The sequence below is a fragment of the Rhizobium sp. 05L419 genome (assembly GCF_056397845.1).
Genome location: NZ_JBFTOF010000002.1, coordinates 300099 through 316613, shown reverse-complemented (window position 1 = coordinate 316613; position 16515 = coordinate 300099). Strand labels below are relative to the sequence as shown.

The following is a 16515-nucleotide window of genomic DNA, read 5'->3' as shown; positions in this document are numbered from 1 at the left end:
CATGCGCGGGCCCTGCAATCACCCGTTCCGGCGACGAGAAGGCCTTCACATGGCAAATACCGCTTCCTCCCCCTTACCAGTCCACGACCAGCTCACCGCGGCTGACAGAAAGTCCCGGGTCGGAGACCTGTCGGCTTTGCTTGCGAAGGTTCCGGAAATCGCCGGGGAGATCGCCAAGGGCGCCGTGAAGCGTGACCTGGAGCGCGCGCTTCCTTTCGAGGCCTTTCGGCTGTTCAAGGAGGCGGGGCTTGGAACGCTGCGCGTGCCAGTGGCGCTGGGCGGTCCGGGCGGTTCCGTGCTGGATTACATCGAGACCGTCATGGCGATCGGAGCAGCCGACTCCAATGTCGCACATGCGCTTCGAAGCCACTTCAATTTTACCGAGGGACTTCTGCTCAATCCGAACATGGCGATCGACCGTACCCAGCTCAGCCGCGTCCTCTCCGGCAAGCTCTTCGGCGGCGCGCACACGGAGCAGGGGACCAAGCGGCCGGGCGACGTGACGACACGGCTCACGAAATCCGGCGATAGCTACCGTCTGAACGGCCGCAAGTGGTATGCAACTGGCACGGCCTTTTCGGATTTTGCATCCTTCAGCGCAAAGAATGACGAAGACCAGCTTGTCAGCGTTCTGCTGCCTGTCGATCGCAGGGGGATCTCCATCCTCGACGACTGGGACGGCATGGGGCAGCGGCTGACCGCAAGCGGTGGCGTGCTTCTCGAGGACGTCGAGGTCCTTCCACACGAAATCTCGACCCGCGGCCTGAATACGCTGGTCGGCCGCCATACTTCGACGTTGCGGCAACTGCACCTCGCGGCCTCGATGGCGGGTGCTGTTCGCGGCGCTCTTGCAGAGGGCACCGAATATGTGCGCAGGCAAGCGCGTTCGGCCGCGCATAGTGCTGCGGAGACGGCGAATGCCGATCCCTTCGTGCAGAAGATACTGGGCGAGATTGCCGCCGGCTCGTTTGCGGTCGACACGCTGATCCGCGAGAGCGCGCGTGCGCTCGACCGCACGGTCGAAGCCTTCGGCGCCGGCGACGCGGACAAGCTGGAGGCGGCGCTGATCGAAAGCGCACTGGCGACGGCAAGAACGCAGGTCGTCGCCTCACAGCTCGCACTTGCTGCCGCGACGAACGTCTTTGAACTCGGCGGCGGCTCGGCGACATCCCGCCATCTCAATCTCGATCGCCATTGGCGCAACATCCGCACCGTCCTCAATCACAATCCGCTGCTGCACAAGGCGCGGGTGATCGGCGACTACTACATCAACGGCACGACCACGCATCTCGAAGAGGGCAAGGTGTTCTGAGCCGGCCGATTCCAGGGAAGGTTGAATTCATGAGTTCGGAGTTTATCGGGCACGTTTCGAACCGCGAAGGTTCGGATATCGTGCCGCCAAAGGGTCCTGTCGTCGACAAGGACTACATCGTCAACCACGCGCAGGCGGCCGAGCAAGCCGGTATCGACCGATTGCTGATCGGTGCCTTCTCGACCTGGCCCGACAACAACCAGATCGCGGCGCATGTGTTTTCCAAGACGGATCGCATCGGTGCGCTTCTTGCACATCGCCCGGGCTTCATTGCGCCGACGCTTGCGGCACGCCAACTGGCGACGCTTGACCAGTTTTCCGAGGGGCGCCTGTGGATCCATGTGATCACCGGCGGCTCGGATGCCGACCAGCAACGCGACGGCGACTTTCTGGAGCACGACCGGCGCTACGACCGCACGGATGAATACCTTGATGTGCTGAGGAAGACCTGGGAGAGCAGCGGACCGTTCGATCACGAGGGGGAGTTCTACCGGGTCAAGGGCGCGATCTCCCAGGTGAAGCCCTTTCAGCAGCCGCGCATCCCGATCTCATTCGGCGGCTCGTCGGACGCCGCCTTCCGCGTCGCCGGCAAGCACGCGGACATATACGCGCTCTGGGGCGAGCCGCTCGACGGCGTGCGTGAAACCATCGGCAAGGTGCGTGCCGCAGCCAAGCCCTATCATCGCGCCGACGACATCCGCTTTACCATCGCCTTCCGCATCGTCGTCGCTGAGACGGAAGACAAAGCGTGGGAGAAGGCAGACGAGATCCTGCAGAAGGTGAAGGCCACCGCGCGTGTCGGCGGCAATGGCGAAAAGCTACCGTCGAACATCGGCTCGGTGCGGCTGCGGGAGGCGGCGAGCCGAGGCAAGGTGCTCGACAAGCGCCTGTGGACGGAGGTCGCAGCAGCTAGCGGCGCCGGCGGCAACTCGACGGCGCTGGTCGGAACGCCCGACCAGGTCGCCGAGGCAATCCTCGACTATTACGGCGCCGGGGTTTCGAATTTCCTGATGCGCGGCTTCTATCCGACGGAAGACACGGTGGCTTTCGGCCGCGACGTTGCACCGCTCGTCAAGGCCGGGATCGCGGCGCGCAAGGCCAGAAGCGTGGCAGCGGAGTAGATCATGAGCAGACTCAACATCGTCGACTTCCACGCGCACTTCCTGCCTGCGGGCTGGGAGGTCTACCGGGCGCCTGGGCGCCCCGTCGATCTCCTCTGGCAACGGATCGGCACGAGGATTTCCGATCTCGATGCGCTGATCGCCGACAGCGATGCGGCCGGCATTGCGCAGCGCGTGATCGGCGTGGCACTTTCCATGGTTGCAGCCCCGGATGCCGATCTTCGCGCTGTCAGCCGGCGTCTGAACGACGATCTGGCGGCAACCGTCGCCAGGCATCCCGACAGGCTTTTCGCCCTCGCGACCGTGGACGCATACGACGGCGAGGAAGCGGCGAACGAAGCGCGGCGCGCCATTCTCGAGCTCGGCCTGTCCGGGCTGTTTGTCGATAGCGCCAAGGGCGACAAGCTGCTGGACGCGCCGGAGGCAAGGCCGGTCCTCAGAGTTGCGGCCGAACTCGGCGTTCCTGTCTTCGTTCATCCGATCAGTCCGGAACCGCTCGCGACCCAGCTTGCCGGACTGGGCCGGTTGGGAACGCGGCTGAGCCGCGGCACGATCAATGCGGCCGCCGCGATTGCGCTCGTCACCTCCGGCGTTTTCGAGGAGCTGCCGGCGCTGCGGGTGGTGATCACCGCGCTTGGCGTCTCGGCGCTGGCGCTGACCGGTCCATTCGGCGAATTGCCCTCGATCTTCGCCGATGCTCCGCCCGGCAAGCGCCGCCATCTCTATATCGACATCATGCCCGCCGAAGCACACTTCATACGGTTTGTCACGAGCCTTGTCGGCGCAGACCATGTTCTGACGGGCAGCGATTGGCCGATCCTCGGGCACGATCCAACGCAGGACATCCTTTCCAAGGCATTCGACGCGGCTGGGCTCAGTCCGGAAGAGCAACGGCAGATCGCGGGCCAGAATGCGCTCGGTCTGCTGTTGAACCGCAGCGGCCAGAGAGCGCTGCGTTCGGCTTAGCCGCGGCGGCCATCACCACCGACCGGTATCCATTGACCTGCGCTGCAAGATGCGGAGGAAGGAGAGACCATGCGCATTGACCATACTCACCGCCATTCCATAGCGATCATCGGCGGCGGCTTTGCCGGCGCACTGACCGCGATCAAGCTGCTGGATGCAGCCACGGAGCCATTGCACATCACAGTCGTCGAGCGCCGCGCCGAACTCGGGCGCGGTGTGGCCTACAGCACCACGGAGGCCGTTCATCTGGTGAACGGCCCTGCGAACATCTTCTCCCTCCATCCCGAGGATCCCGAACATCTCGCCCGCTGGCTCAGCGAAAACGGCGCGGCCAACGGCTGGGAACCGCCGCAGGACGTCGTCGCCAGCACGCCGCCGCGCTATCTCTTTGGAACCTACGTTCGTGACGAGCTGAGGCGCGCGATTGCCGATGCCGGGGGACGAAGCACGTTCTGCCATGTTTGTTCTTTGGCGACACACCTGCGATCAACGCCAAACGATGTGCGCGTGACCCTCGCAAATGGCAATGCAATCGAGGCCGACGAGGTGATTCTGGCCCTCGGCGTTTTCCAGGCCGGACCATCCGGACAAGAGGCAGCGGTGGCGGGCCATCCGGCATTTGCCGCCAATCCATGGGATCCCGCAGCCCTCGACAGGCTGGCGGACGGCAAGGACATCCTGGTGATCGGCTCAAGCCTGTCGATGGTCGACGCCGTGGCCAGCATGGAGGCCCGCGGCTATCGCGGCAGCTATCAGGTCATATCGCGGCGCGGCCAATTCGTGGAAAGCCGCAGAAACACCGAGCCCGCCCGCGACTTTCTGGCAGATCGTCCCCTGCCGGCGACCGCGCGGTCCCTGCTGTCCCTGGTGAAGGCCGAACGCCGAGCGATAGCGCAGGCCGGAGGAGACTGGCAGGGGCTGCCGCTTGCGATCCGCCCCTACATCCTGCCGCTCTGGCAGAACGCCAACGACCGGGAGCGACTGCGCTTTGCCCGCCACCTGAGAGCTTTCTGGGACGTAACCGCGCATCGCTCCGCTCCGGACACCCATGCTGCGATCGAAGGGGCGGTCGGCCAGAAGCGGCTCTCGCATCGCGCGGCTCGGCTCGTCGAACTTGCTCCGGAGGGTGATCGTATCGTTGCAACTGTCCGCACCCGTCTCGGTGTGGAGAAAACGGTGTTCGATGGGGTGATCGACTGCCGTGGTCACCAGCTGCACGACTGGGGCCGGATAGCCGATCCTTTCGTCCAGGACCTGCTCGCAAGCGGCGAAGTCCGGCCTCACAGCACCGGCTTCGGGATCGACGCCACGATTGATGGCGCGCTGATTTCGAGAGACGGGCAAGTTCACCGCAATCTCAGCGCCATCGGTCATCCCTTGCGCGGTATCGCGTGGGAATCGAGCTCGATCACCGAGCAGCGCGCACAGGCGATTGCACTGGCCGACCGTCTCCTGGCAAAGTTCACGCCGGCCGAGCGCGTCGCATCCTAAGGACGATAAAAGGGGCGCGTCCCGGTTCGAAACGCGCCCCGATTTCGCACCGCTCTTCCAGCTATCAGCCTTCGCCGTCCTTGATATAGACGTCGGCGAAGTTCGACTGCACGCCTTCGGCGCCGGTCGTGTGGTTCTTCACGCGCTTGTTGAACACCGTCACATTCTCGAGCGAAATCAGGTTCACGACTGGAACCTCCTCGGCGATGATCTTCTGGAAAGCGTTGAACTCCTGCTTGCGCTTCTCCTCATCGATCTCGACCGATGCGGCTTCCAAAAGTCGGTCCACTTCCGGATTTGCGTAGTGGCTGGCGTTGGAGAACGGCAGGCCGATCTTGAAGTTCTTCGACCAGTAGATGCGCTGTACGCCGAGCGTCGGGTCGAACTGGCTGCCGAGATATTCCGCCGTCAGGTCGAAGGCGCGGTCGGTATAGACTTTCTTGATATAGGTCGAGAAATCGTAGGAATCGATCGTTGCGGTGATGCCGATGCGTGCCAGATTCTGCTTCAGATACTCTGCAACTCGCTTGAAGCCTTCATTGTAGGAGTTGTGCGTCAGACGCAACTGGAAGCGAACGCCCGCTGCATCCGGTTTGTATCCCGCCTCGTCCAGAAGCTGCTCGGCGGCTTTCAGATCGAAGGCATAGGGTTTGATCGAGGGATCCTGATAGTGCGGCAGGAAGGTGCTGATCGGGGTTGGCGACACGTGGCCGTAGCCGTACCAGACGGTGTTCAGGATGACATTCAGGTCGATCGCGTGGGCGATCGCGCGCCGTACGCGCACATCCTTCAGATACTGGTTGTCGAGATTGAAGATGAGCTGGGTCTGGTCCCCCTTCGTCTGGTAGCCACGTGAATCGGTTCCGATGTTCGGCAGTGCCTTGATACGTTCGAGATCGCTGAGCGGGATCGGATTGTCGCCGCCGATGTCGAACTCGCCGGTTTCGAAGCCTGCAGCGCGCGCAGCGCCATCCGGCACGAACCGCACCACGACCTGGTCGAGGTAGGGCTTGCCTGCATCCCAGTAGTTGGGGTTGCGCTCGAGGATGATATGGGAGCCGCGCACCCACTCCTTGAACATGAAAGGTCCGGTGCCGATCGGTGCACTGCCGTTGGGGCTGGTCGGCACGTCGGCAATCTTGGTGTTTTCATAAACATGCTTCGGCACGATCGGCGATTCCGCCGCGTAGAGGGCCGTCAGAAGGTAGGGCGCAGGCTTGGACAGGCGGATGATGGCCGTCAGCGGATCCGGCGTTTCGACCTTCGTGACATTGGCGAAGGTGCCGCGGCCGCGCGGGTGAACTTGCTTCAACAGCTCGATCGAATAGGCGACGTCTTCGGCGGTGAARTCCTTGCCGTCGTGCCACTTGACGTTGGGGCGAAGCTTGAAGGTGTAGTTCAGCCCGTCGTCGCTGATCGACCATTCGGTCGCAAGCTGCGGCTTGGGCTTCAGGTCGAAGTCATAGGTAAGCAGGCCCTCGGTGATCTTCGGGCTGACCTTCTGCGTGCCGCCGGCGGTGTGGGCAAGGGCGAGAATGGTCGGCGGCTCGGGTTCGACGATAAAGTTCAGCGTGCCTCCCGCCTGCGGCTTTTCCTCGGCTGCGAAAGCCTTGATCGAGGGCAGCAGTGTCGCTGCGGTCGAGAGCAGCAGGAGCTGGTTGAAGTGGCGGCGGTTGATGGTCATTGCGATTGTCCTTTGGAGAGCCAAGCGTCAGGAGTTTTTGAGGAGGTAGGCGGATGACAGACTGCCGGACAAACCATCGGCGACAACAGTGTGGTCCTGGACCTTTCTGTTGAGGATCGTCAGCTGCCTGAAGGAGACGAGCGTGATGTCGGGCAGGTCCCTGGCGATGATCAGCTGCATCTTGTTGAAAAGCTCGACCCGCTTGGCGTGATCGTTTTCGACGGCTGCCTGCTCGAAGATCTGGTCGATCTCGGGATTGCTGTAGCCGGAGCCATTGGAGAAGGGGACGCCCTTCTTGAAGTTCTTGGACCAATAGAGCCGCTGCACGCCGATCGTCGGGTCGAAGGTGTTGCCCATGCCGCCGGTGACGAAGGCGAAGTCGCGATCGGTATAGACACGCTTCAGCCAGGTCGGCACGTCCTGACCGCGCAGATCGACCTTGATGCCGATCTTGGCGAGCGTATCGCGAAGGTAGTCACCGATGCGGGTGTAGGTGTCACCATAGGGCATGACGTCGTGCGGGACTTCAAAGCGGATGCCGTTTTCGCCGCGCGGATAGCCCGCTTCGTCGAGCAGTTGTTCCGCCTTGGCAAGATCAAAGGCGTAGATTGGCACATCCGGATTGTAGAATGTCTTGAGGTAGGGGCTGATCGGGCCGGGCGCCGGAATGGCATAGCCGTAGAAGGCGATGTCGGCGACCTTCTGCCGGTCGATCGCGTGAGCGACGGCCTGGCGTACCTTGTCGTGTTTGAAGTACTCGTTCGAAAGGTTGAACTCGATCCGGTAGACGGTCGGCGAATAGTCGTTGCCGCGATCATCGACAGCAAGCGTCGGCAGGGATTTTATGCGGTCGATCTGGCTGAGCGACACCGGAGTATCCGGCGCGATATCGACCTCGCCGGTCTCAAGGGCGGCAAGCCGCGCGCTCGCGTCGGGAATGAACTTGATGACGATGCGGTCGAGAAACGGCCGGCCCTGATCCCAGTAGTTCGGGTTGCGTTCGAGAATGATGTGGCTGCCGGCCACCCATTTGCGAAAGATGAACGGCCCGGTGCCGATTGGTGCGCGGCCGTTCAGATTGCCAGGCAGATCCGCGCTTCCCTCGTAGACATGTTTCGGCACGATCGGCGATTCGCTCGCCTGAAGCGCGCCGAGGAGGTAGGGTGCCGGTTTCGAGAGCTTGATGACAGCGGTATGAGCATCCGGCGTCGCAACGTCGGTGACGCTGGAAAACGTAGCGCGACCGCGTGGGTGAACCTCCTTCAGCGCCAGAATCGAAAATGCCACATCGTCCGAGGTGAATTCACGTCCGTCATGCCATTTCACGCCTTGGCGCAGGTTGAACGTGTATTGAAGGCCGTCGTCACTGACGTGCCATGCCGTCGCGAGCTGCGGTATGGGCTTGAAATCCAGGCCGTAGGCGAGCAGGCCCTCGGTAATCTTGCCGCTGACGCGCGTCGTCGGCCCGGCTGTGTGGGCGAGGGTCACAAGGGTTGGCGGTTCAGGCTGAACAAGCAGGTTCAGCGTTGCGCCCGCAAGCGGCTCGGCCGCCTCCGAGAAACCGCCGATAGGGACAATGGCGCTGACCGCGGTCAGAGCGAGAATTTGATTGAGCCGACGTCTCTTGATGTCCATGAATGCCCCCTGAAAACCGGCTTGCGCCCAGCGTGGGGACAGCCTTCAACGCGCATCATCACGTCGGGAAATGGCAATTGGGAAGAATGTTTTTCTACGTCACCCGGAAAGAAAAGCTTTGTCTAGGCGTTTATTCTGCKGCGGCTTTCCAGGCGCATAGTCTAGTAAAAATATAGACAATTTCTCGGTTTTAGTTTTTGGTTCTCCGCGTCCCATCAAACGGAGAAGGAAATGTTTCCACCGAGATGGTGAGCGCAAAGCGGGTTCTCGTCTTGGCCGCCATGATTGTGGTGCAATCACCCCATGAACACAGTGGCCGAGTCCCGCAAAAAAACCATTCAGCCGACGCTAGCGCGCCTGCCGCCTTTGACGTCGCTCAGGGCCTTCGTTGCGACGGCGCGGCATTTGAATTTCATTCGCGCCGCCGATGAGCTTCACGTCACTTCTGCCGCCGTCGGGCAGCAGATCCGGTTGCTGGAGGAGTACCTCGGCAAGCCGCTCTTTCACCGGATGCGCGGACAGCTGCAGCTGACGCCGGCGGGGCAGGCGCTGATGCCCGGCCTCACTGACGCCTTCGATGCGGTGCTGTCGGCAATGACGCAGTTTGCCGCAAGCGACCATGACCTGCCCATCCGCGTTTCCGTTGCTCCATCGTTTGCCAGCAAATGGTTGATACCGCGGCTTGATGCGCTCAGCCGCGCCGCGCCTGCCTTGCAGGTTCTGGTCGATGCCTCAGCCCAGCTGACCGATCTCGACACCGGGGATGCCGACTGCGTGATCCGCTATGGCAGCGGCACCTATACGGGTCTTGTCGTCGACCATTTATTCTCCGAGGCCGTGCTGCCAGTCTGCAGTCCCGAGTTTGCCGACAGACATTCGCTCTGGTCGGGGGCGCAGGCGATCGAAGGCGTGCCGCTGCTGCATGAGGACGGTGCCGAACACGATCATTCCTGTCCGGACTGGAATGCGTGGCTGCGCACGGAGGGGCTCCCATACCGGTTGCCGCAGGGCGGGTTCCGGCTCAACCAATCGTCTCTGGTACTCGATGCTGCCTTGGCCGGCCATGGTCTCGGCCTTGGCAAGGTGCGTCTGGCTGAGGCCGAACTCAAATCCGGGCGGCTGGTCAGCCCGTTCGGCAATCCGCAGCCCGTACGCTTTTCCTATTTCTTTGCAAGCACACCGCATAAGGCGCGGCTGATGCGCGTCGATCTCTTCCGCAACTGGCTACAGGCCGAGGCGAGGGCGCTGAGTGCGATCGAGGCGCTTCCAGGCCGGATCGCGCGCGCCGGCCTGACCATTATTGCGGCGGAATAGCGGCGTCGGGCGCGCCCGAGCTACTTGAGCGCGAAGCCGATCCTGCGGGCAGTTGCGGCGAGAAGATGCCGGCCCTTCAGCGCCTCGACGGTGCCAATCCTGCAGCTGACCTGTTCTGTCCAGTCGATGGGCGGCAGCGACTGCTCGCTCTGGAATGACCCCAGGGCCGCGTTGTAATCGCCAAGGCCGCCCGCGGCTGTCTCAACGTCGTAGCGCTCGCGATGCAGGACATTTGCCTGTGGCAGTCTTGGCTTTACGGCAGCGGGGAGCGCCGGATCAGGATAACCAACCGTCAGCCCAAAGACAGGAAAGACGCCAACAGGCAAACCGAGCTCGCGGGCAACCGTTTCCGGATCGTTGCGGATTGCTCCGATATAGCATGTGCCGAGACCAAGCGATTCCAGAGCGACCACGGCGTTCTGCGCTGCCAGCGCAGCGTCGATGACCCCGAGAAGAAAGCTCTCGAGGTAGTCGAGGCCCTCGGCGCTCGTGCCTCCCCTCGTCGCGATGCTGCGGGGGCGACAGAGGTCGGCAAGCCAGATCAGCAGAAGCGGGGCCTGGGATATCTGCCGCTGCATGCCTGAAACCGTGTTCAGCCTGTCCTTGCGCGCCGGATCCTCGACCGTGACGACACTCCAGGCCTGCAGGTTCGAAGAGCTCGGCGCCGACTGCGCCGCGGCAACGGCAAGCTCTATCGCGTTGTGCGGGACCCGTGCGGGGAGGTAGCTGCGAACACTGCGATGAGAGAGGATCGTGTCCAACGTCTCGTTCCAGTCGCCAGTCAGAGCCTGGGCAGCTCTATAGCGTTCACCGGCAAGCGCTTTCAGGCGGTCGTCATCATTCGCTTTTCTATAGGTCGACAACGTCATCATTGCGTTCCTTATTCGGCAGCAATGGCATAGGGGTTGGCCGGGCGGGAGAGACCAAGGTGGTCGCGCAACGTTTTGCCGGCGTATTCATGTCTGAAAAGGCCGCGCCGGCGCAGGATTGGGACCACTTCATCAACAAAGATCTCGAGCCCGGAGGGCAACACGTCCGGCATCAGGTTGAAGCCGTCTGCAGCGCCGGCAAGGAACCACTTTTCGATATCGTCGGCGATGCTTTCAGGTGTGCCGACGATGGTGCGATGTCCGGTGCCGCCGTTCATGAAGGCTTTACCGTCATGTCCATGATCCCTCTAACTGTGAAGTCGCGGAAAGCCGTGCCGTTCGGCAAGCAGCTCCAGAATGCGGCTGGTGGCGCTGACGAAGCGTATGCCGTTCGCCTCGGAAGCATCGGATGGTGCGTCGCCTGCAAGCAGCAGGACAGGCAGTGACTGGTTCTCCCCGCCAACCGCGTCGATCACGGGCTGGCGCGGGCGGGCAAAGGGCACGCGCTCCACGTCGATCGCAGCGGCGAGATCGGGAAAGCTGGCGAGCAAGCCCTCGATCGCGTTGCAGTACGGGCAGACGAACACGGTGCCCGGGTGCTTCGGGTCGGAAAATCCCGGCGAAATCAGAAACAGTTTGTCACGGCTCATGTCGGCTTTTCCTATTCGGCCGCAAAGGCGCTTTTGGTGGTGAAACGGTTTGTGGGACGCTTCAGGCCGAGGTTTTCGCGCAGCGTCGTTCCCTCGTATTCGTGGCGGAAAAGGTCGCGTCGGCGCAGTTCGGGCACCACCAGTTCGATGAAATCGACAAGGCCACCCGGCATGATCGGGGCCATGATGTTGAAGCCGTCGGCGCCGTAATTCTCGAACCGCTCCTCCATCACATCGGCGATCTGTGACGGCGTGCCGACCACCTGCCAATGGCCGCGCGCGCCGGCAACGCGCAAATAGAGCTGGCGGATCGTGAGCTTCTCGCGGCGGGCGAGATCAAGCACCAGTTCCTGCCGGCTTTTGCCGGCATTGGTGACCGGAAGATCGTCGGGGATCGGCCCGTCGAGCGGATAGGAACGGAGGTCGATGCCGCTCAGCTGCGACAGCAGATTGAGCCCAACCTCCGGCTGGATCAGCTCCTGCAGCGCTTCGAACTTCTCTTCTGCCTCGCTTTGCGTGAGGCCGACCACCGGGAAAATGCCCGGCAATATCTTCAGATCGTCGGGTGACCGGCCATATTTGCCAAGCCGTCCTTTGACATCGGCATAAAAGGCCTTGGCTTCATCGAGCGTGATCTGGGCTGCAAAGATCGCCTCGGCCGTGCGGGCTGCAAGCTCCTTGCCCGGCTCCGAAGCGCCGGCCTGCACCACCACCGGCCGGCCCTGCGGCGAGCGCGGAATATTCAGTGGTCCGCGCACCTTGAAATGCCGACCCTTGTGATCGAGCCTGTGGAGCTTTTCCGAATCGAAATAGCGTCCGCTTGCCCGGTCGCGTACGAAGGCGTTGTCCTCCCAGCTATCCCAGAGGCCGAGGACGACGTCGGCGAATTCCTCGGCGCGGCCATAGCGGTCTTCATGCAGGATCTGAGCGTCATGGCCGAAGTTGTAGGCTGCATCGGGGTCGGAGGAGGTGACGAGGTTCCATCCGGCTCGGCCTGCACTTAGCCGGTCGAGCGAGCCGAACTGGCGCGCCAGATTGTAAGGGTCGGAATAGCTGGTAGAAGCGGTGGCGATGAGGCCGATGTTCTTTGTGACCGCCGACAGGGCCGAGAGCAATGTGATCGGCTCGAAGGGATAGACGCCGCTGTGAGCCTTGCGGCTTGCCGCCTCGATATCCTTCAGCCGCGCCGCGACGCCGTCTGCAAAGAAGATGGTGTCGAACTTGGCCGCTTCGGCGAGCTTGGCAAGTTCGAGATAGTTCTCGAATTCGACGCCGACCGACGCGTCAGGATGTCTCCAGGCGGCGACATGATGGCCGGTAAACAACAGGAAGGCGCCCAGCTTTATCTGATCCTTGCGCTTTGCCACGGGTATTCCTTTCAGCGGTAGATGGCCGGAACGGGAAACTCGCCGGTCAGCAACCATGTGCCGATCGTGCGCTTCTTGTATTCGGCGGGATTGTGGAGGGTGTGGGTGCGCACATTGCGCCAGAAGCGATCGAAGCCGTTGGCATTGGTGGCCGAGCGCGCGCCCATGACCTCGAAGATTTCGCTCGACACGGCGAGCGCCACCTCGCCGGCATAGACGTTGGCCGTGGCAATATCGATGGATGCCGCGCCACGCTCCTCGTAGCTCAGCGCCGGCCCCTTGCCGAAAGCGGCCTCCAGGCTGCGCGCAGCCTTGTCTGCCAGCTCGGTTGCAGCCAGCGTGCGGATGTAGAGATCGCCATACTGGCGCTGGATCCATGGATCGTCGGTGTGCTTTTCCACGCCGGAGTAGATCCAGGGTCGTGAAGCGGTCGTCGTGTAGGCCCGTCCTTCCTCCAGCGCCCCCTGCGCACTGCCGACGAAGACATTGAGCAAAACGCTTTGCTGCAGGAGAGACGTCAACGATGTGTATGGCGTGATCGCTACTTCGGGCGAGCTGATCAGTTCGTCGTCGGAAACATGCACGTCGCGGAAGGTGACGGTCCCGCTGCCCGTCTGGCGTTGGCCGAGACCATCCCAGTCGTCCTCGATGACGACCCCCTCGCGCGCAGCCGGCAAGGCGGCGGTCAGGCGTTGTCCCTGCGCATTCTCCCAGGAGATCTGGATGTAGTCGGCAATGTGGGACCCCGATGAGAAGGGCCGCTTGCCGCTGACGATCCAGCCGTCGGTCGTCCGCCGGCCGGACGAAGTCTTGGACATCGCGTTGCCGGAGTTCCCCCATACCCAGTTCTGCGCGGCAGACACGCCCAGCCAGCGATCCTTCTGCGCCTCCGATGCCCGGAAGAGCACCAAATTGAGGGGCAGGTGATGGTAGCCGAAGAGATGCGCGAGCGATCCGTCGGTGCGGGCAAATTCACGCACGACCCGCATGATCGAGAGCCAGGATGCACCCCTTCCGCCATACCGAACGGGGATCTGCGCCGAGGGCAGGCCGCTCTCCTTGAGCAGTCGTATCTGTTCGGTCGGGCGCCCGCCGCGCTTGTCTCGCTCGACGGCATCCCTGTCGAAGAGTGTTCTGAGTTCGACCGCCTTGGCGACGAACGGATCGGTCAGGTCTGGTTGAAAAGACATCTTTGGCCCACGCTGTCGTGATCCCGGTTGGCGGGTCACCGATGCGTCGATGGTTCGACGGCCGACGTCGTAAGTCCAGCAATATCTATTTGATCTTATAAGAAGAAATTCTTTTCTGCCGCCCGCACCGAGATATATTCGATATGCTGGTGACGGCATCCATGGAACTTTATCCGCGTATTCGAACGGCCTTGCGACAACTAAATCGCGATCGCTGATCTAAATAGAATTTATTGTCTATGTATGGCCGCGAACCTTCGCCCTTGGCGGCGGCACCGAAACGAGATCGCTGCGATGATGAATGCGAGAGGCGTCATGCAGTTGCCGCGCCTGTTCGTCGCAAGGCGAAATATTCCCACGAAGCCACCATCAGCAATGTGGCAGCGCTCACAATTTGAATGGTAAAATTGGTCTGCGACCGGCGCGACCGCCCGCGTCGATAGCAGATAACCAGGCAGCAAGATGAGAGAGGGGCAGTTTCTGTGCGGCCGCGAGCTTGAGCCATAGATTTCCGAGAAGGTAAAGGGCCGGGCCCCGAGGATTGCGAGGGCATGCTTCATGCTGCTTTGCTTGGCAGGATGGGACAGGCTGAAATCCTCGCCGACAGCCGTCAGGATAATGCCCGCGGCGATCGGGAGGTGCCCATAGGTGAAGAGACTATGGGCGACGGTTTCGGGCGCCGATGTCGCCTCGGGCTTGTCGGCTGCTTTTTGCTGTCCGTAATGACAATAGATCCACCACATGAACCGGTCATCAGGAAAGCGCTGCAGAAGACAGCAAAGGGCGTGCTCGACTGCATGTGCTCGGCAGCGTTGCGGCCGGTCGTCAGGATTGTTTCCCCAGGCAGAGGATCACGAAGGGGGCGCAAAAAAGAGCTCCGGGAAGCTTACTTTGGTCCGTTCCGCGCTCTCATTGCGGATCGAGTTCAGGAGAATGCATCCTTGATCTTCTTGCGGATCATCGTGGAGGTCCGGCTATGTTCCTCGTGTGACCATGTCCTATTGGACAACGGGAGGTAGGGCGCTTCGCAACACTGGCAGTGGCCTGCGCCGGCCTTGCGGACCACGTTGCGCAGCGGTTCCGGGACGCTCATGATGCCGGCGATTCCATTACGGACAATGCGGGACGGCCGATGCGCATCTTTCTCGTTCGCCACGGCGAATCCCTTGGTAACATCAACGAACAGGCCTACGGCCAATTCGGCGATCACAATGTTCCGTTGACCGGGTGGGGTCATCGGCAGGCGGTGGAAGCGGGCCGGATCATCGCGTCCTATCTGGAGGGCGTTCCGAGCACCGGGTTCCAGAAGCTGCGCATCTGGTACTCGCCCTTTTTGAGGACGAGGCAGAGCAAGGATGCCCTCCTTGAAGCCCTGCCAGCCAGGTTTGTCGGCGACGTCCGGGAGGATTATCTTCTGCGGGAGCAGGATTTTGGTCTCTTTACCGAAATCTATGACCACGCCGAACGAAAACAGAAGTTTCCCGATGAATTCGAAAAGTGGGCGAGACTGCGCAGCAGCAGCGGCAAGTTCTACGCGCGGCCGCCGGATGGCGAGAGCCGGGCAGATGTGGCGCAGCGGGTTCGCCTTTTCCTGCAAACTGTCATGCACGACGCTAGAAATGGCAGGGACAATATCGTCGTCGTCGGCCATGGCGTCACCAACAGAGCGTTTGAGATGAACTTCCTGCAGCATTCCGTCGACTGGTTCGAGCGCTCCGACAATCCGGGCAATGCCGACGTCACACTGATCGAGGGCACTCGCTCGAAGGGCTACACGTCGATCCTGCTTCATCGTGCGGCCGACCGGCAGGAGGGACAGGAAAGCGAGCTGCGCGAAGCCTTTGGTGCCGATCTGGCGATCGCGTCGAAGGCCGAGAGATAACGACGATCAACCGCGGGTCTATTTGCAGCCAGTTGACTGCTGCAATGGCTAATCGCCCAGCGTCGGGGGACGACGGATGCCGTTGCCATCCGATGGGGGGCAATGCTACGGCGTGGGGGATCCGGCGGTTTGGCTTTCTCTGATAAGATCGACAAAAGCGCGAAGTTTGGCGGGGAGGTGCCGGCGTCCTGGATAATAGAGGCTGAGACCGGGGTAGGAGGGCGTCCAGTCATCGAGGACCTGCACGAGCCGGCCGGCGGCAAGATCCTCGGCAACCAGTGATTCCGTCAGGTAGGCTAGACCTGCACCGCTGCGGACGGCCCGCAGCATCAGCTCGCTTTCGTCGAGGATCAATCGTCCGGGAACGTCAAGAACGAGGCTTTCTCCACGTCGTTCGAATTCCCATGCGTAGATCGTGCCGCTTGCCATGCGTGCTCTGATGCACTCGTGGTCTCTGAGATCTGAGGGCAGCGAGGGTTTTTTCCGTTCCTTGAAGTAAGCCGGTGATCCGACGATCACCGAGCGGATGGTTCGGCTGATCGATATGGCGATCATGTCAGGCGGAACGGCCTCGGCGATGCGGATGCCGGCATCGAAGCCCTTGGCGTTGATATCCACGAGCGCCCCTTCGGTGGCGATCTCGACGTTCACCGCTGGAAACTTGTTGAGGTAGGCGAGGACGAGCGGCGTCAAGATCATGCGTGCTGCGCCAAGTGACGTATTGATCCGCAGTGTGCCCGCAGGCTCCGCGCGGTGCTCGTCCACGACGTCGATGGCATTGCGGATCCCAGCGAGCGCTGGTGTCACCTCAGCCACGAATTGCTCGCCCGCCGCCGAGAGAGACACGCTGCGCGTCGTGCGGTTGAAAAGGCGAACGCCGAGCCTTGCCTCCAGGGCAGCAATGGCCTGGCTCACCGCGGAGGAGGAAATGCCGAGTTGGCGCGCGGCTGCGCGGAAGCCACCGTTTGCCGCAACGGCCACCGCCGCTTCCAGCTCCAGAATGTTGCCACGGATCATTGTCCCTGTTTCCTTAT

Annotated in this window: 14 protein-coding genes and 1 pseudogene; 6 read left to right on the top strand and 9 right to left on the bottom strand. The window is 62.0% G+C overall.

The window, feature by feature from the left end; translation table 11 throughout:
- The first annotated feature begins 49 nt into the window (after positions 1–49).
- From AC1DMK_RS03860 to AC1DMK_RS03845, 4 genes are all read left to right on the top strand, one after another.
- The gene (locus tag AC1DMK_RS03860) at positions 50–1312 is read left to right on the top strand and encodes an acyl-CoA dehydrogenase family protein (RefSeq protein ID WP_477857219.1); all 1263 of its coding nucleotides are present in this window, start codon (positions 50–52) and stop codon (positions 1310–1312) included.
- A gap of 29 nt (positions 1313–1341) precedes the next feature.
- The gene (locus tag AC1DMK_RS03855; protein WP_477857218.1) at positions 1342–2433 is read left to right on the top strand and encodes an LLM class flavin-dependent oxidoreductase; all 1092 of its coding nucleotides are present in this window, start codon (positions 1342–1344) and stop codon (positions 2431–2433) included.
- 3 nt (positions 2434–2436) lie between these two features.
- On the top strand, positions 2437–3399 hold the full coding sequence (locus tag AC1DMK_RS03850; RefSeq protein ID WP_477857216.1) for an amidohydrolase family protein: 963 nt from the start codon (positions 2437–2439) through the stop codon (positions 3397–3399).
- A 69-nt stretch (positions 3400–3468) separates the two neighbouring features.
- The gene (locus AC1DMK_RS03845) at positions 3469–4890 is read left to right on the top strand and encodes an FAD/NAD(P)-binding protein (protein ID WP_477857214.1); all 1422 of its coding nucleotides are present in this window, start codon (positions 3469–3471) and stop codon (positions 4888–4890) included.
- A 64-nt stretch (positions 4891–4954) separates the two neighbouring features.
- Here the strand turns inward: AC1DMK_RS03845 and AC1DMK_RS03840 are convergent, their stop codons facing one another.
- Both AC1DMK_RS03840 and AC1DMK_RS03835 read right to left on the bottom strand, forming a co-directional pair.
- On the bottom strand, positions 4955–6574 hold the full coding sequence (locus AC1DMK_RS03840) for an ABC transporter substrate-binding protein (RefSeq protein ID WP_477857212.1): 1620 nt from the start codon (positions 6572–6574) through the stop codon (positions 4955–4957).
- Positions 6575–6601: 27 nt separating this feature from the next.
- Positions 6602–8209 carry an ABC transporter substrate-binding protein gene (locus AC1DMK_RS03835; protein WP_477857210.1) on the bottom strand — a complete coding sequence of 536 codons (1608 nt, stop codon included), beginning with the start codon at positions 8207–8209 and terminating at the stop codon, positions 6602–6604.
- Positions 8210–8512: 303 nt separating this feature from the next.
- On the opposite strand from AC1DMK_RS03835, the gene AC1DMK_RS03830 reads away from it, so the two are divergent.
- Complete coding sequence (locus tag AC1DMK_RS03830) at positions 8513–9523, top strand: LysR substrate-binding domain-containing protein (RefSeq protein WP_477857208.1); 1011 nt, start codon at positions 8513–8515, stop codon at positions 9521–9523.
- A gap of 20 nt (positions 9524–9543) precedes the next feature.
- Here the strand turns inward: AC1DMK_RS03830 and AC1DMK_RS03825 are convergent, their stop codons facing one another.
- From AC1DMK_RS03825 to AC1DMK_RS03800, 6 genes and pseudogenes are all read right to left on the bottom strand, one after another.
- Complete coding sequence (locus AC1DMK_RS03825) at positions 9544–10392, bottom strand: NADPH-dependent oxidoreductase (protein ID WP_477857207.1); 849 nt, start codon at positions 10390–10392, stop codon at positions 9544–9546.
- An 11-nt stretch (positions 10393–10403) separates the two neighbouring features.
- Positions 10404–10670: pseudogene (locus tag AC1DMK_RS03820) on the bottom strand (LLM class flavin-dependent oxidoreductase); the annotation flags it as partial.
- 30 nt (positions 10671–10700) lie between these two features.
- Positions 10701–11042: a DUF3088 domain-containing protein gene (locus AC1DMK_RS03815; protein WP_477857206.1), complete on the bottom strand. Its 342-nt coding sequence runs from the start codon at positions 11040–11042 to the stop codon at positions 10701–10703.
- A gap of 11 nt (positions 11043–11053) precedes the next feature.
- The gene (locus tag AC1DMK_RS03810; protein ID WP_477857205.1) at positions 11054–12409 is read right to left on the bottom strand and encodes an LLM class flavin-dependent oxidoreductase; all 1356 of its coding nucleotides are present in this window, start codon (positions 12407–12409) and stop codon (positions 11054–11056) included.
- Positions 12410–12420: 11 nt separating this feature from the next.
- Complete coding sequence (locus AC1DMK_RS03805; RefSeq protein ID WP_477857204.1) at positions 12421–13599, bottom strand: acyl-CoA dehydrogenase family protein; 1179 nt, start codon at positions 13597–13599, stop codon at positions 12421–12423.
- A gap of 230 nt (positions 13600–13829) precedes the next feature.
- Entirely contained in the window at positions 13830–14342 is a 513-nt protein-coding gene (locus AC1DMK_RS03800) for a low temperature requirement protein A (protein WP_477857202.1), read from the bottom strand.
- Positions 14343–14731: 389 nt separating this feature from the next.
- On the opposite strand from AC1DMK_RS03800, the gene AC1DMK_RS03795 reads away from it, so the two are divergent.
- Entirely contained in the window at positions 14732–15481 is a 750-nt protein-coding gene (locus AC1DMK_RS03795; RefSeq protein ID WP_477857200.1) for a histidine phosphatase family protein, read from the top strand.
- Positions 15482–15586: 105 nt separating this feature from the next.
- Here AC1DMK_RS03795 and AC1DMK_RS03790 read toward each other — a convergent pair whose 3' ends face one another.
- On the bottom strand, positions 15587–16498 hold the full coding sequence (locus AC1DMK_RS03790) for a LysR family transcriptional regulator (protein WP_477857199.1): 912 nt from the start codon (positions 16496–16498) through the stop codon (positions 15587–15589).
- Positions 16499–16515: the final 17 nt, after the last annotated feature.